At 57.9% G+C, this 4,053-nt stretch carries 6 protein-coding genes; all 6 read left to right on the plus strand.

The genetic code is table 11. From position 1 onward, the window contains the following. On the plus strand, positions 1 to 513 hold a 513-nt coding region (locus B3520_RS02380; RefSeq protein ID WP_286875329.1), incomplete at its 5' end, for a PdxA family dehydrogenase. Next, positions 510 to 1,343: a 16S rRNA (adenine(1518)-N(6)/adenine(1519)-N(6))-dimethyltransferase RsmA gene (gene rsmA / locus B3520_RS02385; RefSeq protein ID WP_246004362.1), complete on the plus strand. Its 834-nt coding sequence runs from the start codon at positions 510 to 512 to the stop codon at positions 1,341 to 1,343. The genes B3520_RS02380 and rsmA, both read left to right, overlap by 4 nt. 76 nt (positions 1,344 to 1,419) lie before the next feature. Continuing rightward, the gene (gene apaG, locus B3520_RS02390) at positions 1,420 to 1,791 is read left to right on the plus strand and encodes a Co2+/Mg2+ efflux protein ApaG (protein ID WP_123638053.1); all 372 of its coding nucleotides are present in this window, start codon (positions 1,420 to 1,422) and stop codon (positions 1,789 to 1,791) included. 11 nt (positions 1,792 to 1,802) lie between these two features. Continuing rightward, entirely contained in the window at positions 1,803 to 2,627 is an 825-nt protein-coding gene (locus tag B3520_RS02395) for a symmetrical bis(5'-nucleosyl)-tetraphosphatase (RefSeq protein WP_024460978.1), read from the plus strand. Positions 2,628 to 2,746: 119 nt separating this feature from the next. Then, on the plus strand, positions 2,747 to 3,454 hold the full coding sequence (locus B3520_RS02400; RefSeq protein ID WP_286805328.1) for a putative porin: 708 nt from the start codon (positions 2,747 to 2,749) through the stop codon (positions 3,452 to 3,454). A gap of 132 nt (positions 3,455 to 3,586) precedes the next feature. Then, the coding region (locus tag B3520_RS02405; protein WP_286875331.1) for a LysR family transcriptional regulator at positions 3,587 to 4,053 on the plus strand (467 nt) is incomplete at its 3' end.

A 4,053-nucleotide genomic window follows, 5' to 3' on the forward strand; every position in this document is an offset into this window, starting at 1 on the left:
ACCACACACCTGCCCCTGCGCGATGTTGCCGATGCCCTGAACGAAACGCTGCTTACGGAAGTGCTGGATATCCTGCATGGCGATCTGCAGCGGGATTTCGGTATCGCCGAGCCGCGCATTCTGGTGTGTGGCCTGAATCCCCATGCCGGCGAGGGCGGACACCTCGGGCGGGAAGAAATCGATCTGATCGAACCCGTACTGGAGAAGCAGCGGGCCAAAGGTCAGACACTGATCGGCCCGCTACCCGCCGATACCCTGTTTACGCCCAAGCACCTGGAGCAGGCCGATGCGGTAATGGCCATGTATCACGATCAGGGGCTGCCGGTATTGAAGTACAAAGGCTTTGGTCAGGCGGTGAACGTCACTCTGGGGCTGCCCATCATTCGTACCTCCGTGGACCACGGCACGGCGCTTGATCTCGCGGGCACGGGCCGAATCGATTCCGGGAGTCTGCAGACCGCGCTGGATTACGCGCGCACCATGGCGGCGGCCCGCTTCGGAGGTCGCTCATGAGTCGGCCGGGCAAGCAACGCATGGGCAACGGCGAGGCCCCCCACCGCGCCCGCAAACGGTTCGGTCAGAATTTTCTGGTGGATGGCAACGTCATCGATCGCATCGTTGGGGCCATCAACCCTCAACCCGGCGAGCTGCTGGTGGAAATTGGCCCCGGTAAAGGCGCGCTGACCGCGCGCCTGGCGGACAAGGCCGAACATTTACGGGTCATTGAGTTGGACCGGGACCTGGTGCCCTGGCTGAAAGTACAGTTTGAAAAGCACCCGGATTTTGAGCTGTTCCAGGCCGACGCGCTGAAGTTTGATTTCACTACCTTGATGAATGACGAGCAGTCGCTGAGAATTGTCGGCAATCTGCCGTACAATATTTCCACGCCGTTGATTTTCCATCTGCTCAGCTACGCTGGGCAAGTGAAAGACATGCACTTCATGTTGCAGAAAGAGGTGGTCAAGCGAATGGCTGCCGGCCCGGGTGAAAAAGCCTATGGCCGACTGGGCATCATGGTGCAGTACGACTGCCAGGTCGAACCGTTGTTTGAAGTACCGCCCGGTGCTTTCGACCCGGCGCCGAAAGTGGACTCCGCCGTCGTTCGGCTGACTCCCCACGCCCGGCGCCCGTTTACCGCCACCAACCGGAAGACCCTCTCCCAACTGGTCAATGTCGCCTTTCAGCAGCGGCGCAAAACCCTGCGTAACGCGCTGAAGAATCTGGTGGAGCCTGAGCAGTTGGACCAGCTGCCGGTGGATGCCAGTTTGCGTCCGGAAGCCCTGTCACTGGAAGACTACGTTCGCCTGGCCAACGCCATCGACACCTTGAATTCGGCGTCTTAGCCCCCACAGTAAGACGCAGTTTCCGCCTTCAAGGGCGTCGCCCTGGCGAGCCCGCACTCTGGAGTGGCCTGGTCCTATGACGCACAACATTCGGGTATCCGTAAAACCCGCCTACATTGAACAGCAGTCCCAACCCGCTGAACACCGCTTCGTGTACGCCTATACCATCACCATCGACAATCAGGGTGATGTGCCTGCGCAACTGATCGGTCGGCACTGGGTCATACGCGATGCCGACGAAAAGAAACAGGAAGTGCGTGGCATCGGGGTGGTCGGTGAACAGCCACACCTGCCGCCCGGCAAACGCTTTACTTACACCAGCGGTGTGATTCTGGATACCGAGACCGGTATCATGGAGGGCAGCTACCAGATGAAGACCGAGGATGGCCAACTGTTTGATGTGCCCATCCCTGCCTTCGCACTGGTACCGCCCCACGCGATTCACTGACCGGAGCGTTCATGAGTACCTATGCCATCGGGGACATTCAGGGCTGTCTGGGTCCGTTGAGACAGTTGTTGGATCAGGTCAACTTCGATCCCGCCGAAGACCGGTTGTGGATTGCCGGCGATCTGATCAACCGCGGTCCGAGCTCGCAGGAAACCCTGCGCTTTCTGTACCAGATGCGCGACCGCCTGACGGTGGTGCTGGGCAATCACGATCTGCACCTGATTGCGGTGGCGCGAGGACATCGCGCCCCGAACAATAAAGATACCCTCGAAGATATTCTCGGCCACGACGAGCATCCGGAATGGATCGAGTGGCTGCGTCAGATGCCGTTGCTGCATCACGATCCGACATTGAATTTCGTTATGACTCATGCCGGCATTCCTCCACAGTGGCATCTTGAGCGGGCCAAGGCCCACGCGCGTGAAGTTGAAGCGGTTCTGCAGAGTAGTCAGTTGGATGACTTTCTGGCCCATATGTACGGCAACGAACCGAGTCAATGGAAGCATAAGCTGTATGGTATGGATCGGCTGCGGATGATCACCAACTATTTCACCCGCATGCGTTTTTGCACGGCCGACGGTGATCTGGACTTGAATAACAAGGGGGAGGCGGGTTCTCATCCGCCCGGATTCGCTCCCTGGTTTGCACACCCGAAACACAAGTGTCGCAACGAACGGATTCTGTTCGGTCACTGGGCAGCCCTGGAAGGCAAGGCCGACGCACCCAATGTGTTCGCACTGGATACCGGTTGTGTCTGGGGCGGTTCGCTGACCGCGATTCGTTTGGAAGATCAGAAAACTTTTCGTTGTGATTGCTCGCTGTTAAAGAATTTGTGAACTGTGCACCAAAATTGCACAGGGAGTGTGACAAACTGAGCGCCGCCAATTAGAATGCGTCCCGCGCATCACCCGATGCGTTTCTGATTGGACAATTGATGTACACAAAAGGAGCACTCATGAAAATCAAATCTCTGGCACTGGCAACCGCTTTTTCCCTGACGTCCGGCTTGGCGATGGCAAACAGCTATCAGGCCGAAGTCGGCGCTAATTACACTGATGTCGAGAACGGCGACGGCGTTTTTGGCATGTATGGCGAGTTCCATTTCTCTCCGGTACAGACTCGCAATCACCCGCTGGCGGAAGCCGCTTTCCTTGAGCGCTCTTCCAATGTGTATGCTGCGGCAGACGACGACTTTGATGTGCTAACCATCGGTGGTGAGCTTTACGTTCCCGACACTATGTTTTACGTGGGTGGTCGTGTGACCCGCGTAGATAATGCGGCCGGTGATGAAACCACCGCTTATGCCACTCTGGGCCTGACACCGGTCGACGGTCTGTTGGTTACTACAGAGTTCTCTGAAGATGGCTACGATGCCAACATCAGTGCCAAGTACGTGACCAGCCTGGGTGGCGGTAACTTCGTCAACCTGGAAGGGACCTATCAGGATACTGATTTCGATGATGATATCCTGTCTCTGGGTGCCGATTTCTATTTCGATCGCACCTTCAGTGTCGGTGCTGGTTATACGGACTTTTTGGGTGATGATCAGTTTACCCTGCGTACTGAAAAGTTCTTCACCAACGAAATCAGCGGTCGCCTGTCGTTCACCGACTCCGACGCGGCTGGCAATGTCTTCACCATCGGCGGTGCCGTTCGTTTTTAAAAAAACAGAAACGATGGTGATGTCAAAAAAACCCGGCCTGGCCGGGTTTTTTTGTGTCTGAAGGTCGGGTTTCCCTTGCACTTGTGAGAACGCCCCGATAGATTTCCCCTACACCACTGACTTGGGGCGACCGTGGATATTGAATTGCTCAGAACCTTTCTGGAAGTGACCCAGACCCGACACTTCGGGCGTGCTGCGGATAAACTGTTTATTACGCCCGCGGCGGTCAGTGCCCGTATTCGTCAGCTGGAGCAGACCCTGGGGGTCACGCTGTTTTTCCGTACCCGGGGCAATATCCAGATGACCGCCGAAGGGGAGCGGCTGCTGCCGCACGCCCATCACCTGCTGGAGGCCTGGGCGGACACTCGACGCGAGCTGGCCCGGGAGGCCGAACCCGACCGCCACCTTCGCCTCGGTGCCACGCCGGGGCTCTGGCAGTTCCTGCTCGCGGGCCTGCCCGCCTGCCTGCAGCGGGAACTGCCCGATATGACCTTGCGCGCCGAAGCCTGGTCGCCCGACGAGCTGCTCGACCGGTTGTCGGCCGAGCAGTTGGATCTTGCATTGTTGTACGACCTACCGGGAGATGGCGCCCTGAAGTT

Source organism: Marinimicrobium sp. UBA4509 (genome assembly GCF_002388575.1).
In the GTDB taxonomy this organism is placed as follows: Bacteria; Pseudomonadota; Gammaproteobacteria; order Pseudomonadales; family Cellvibrionaceae; genus Marinimicrobium; species Marinimicrobium koreense.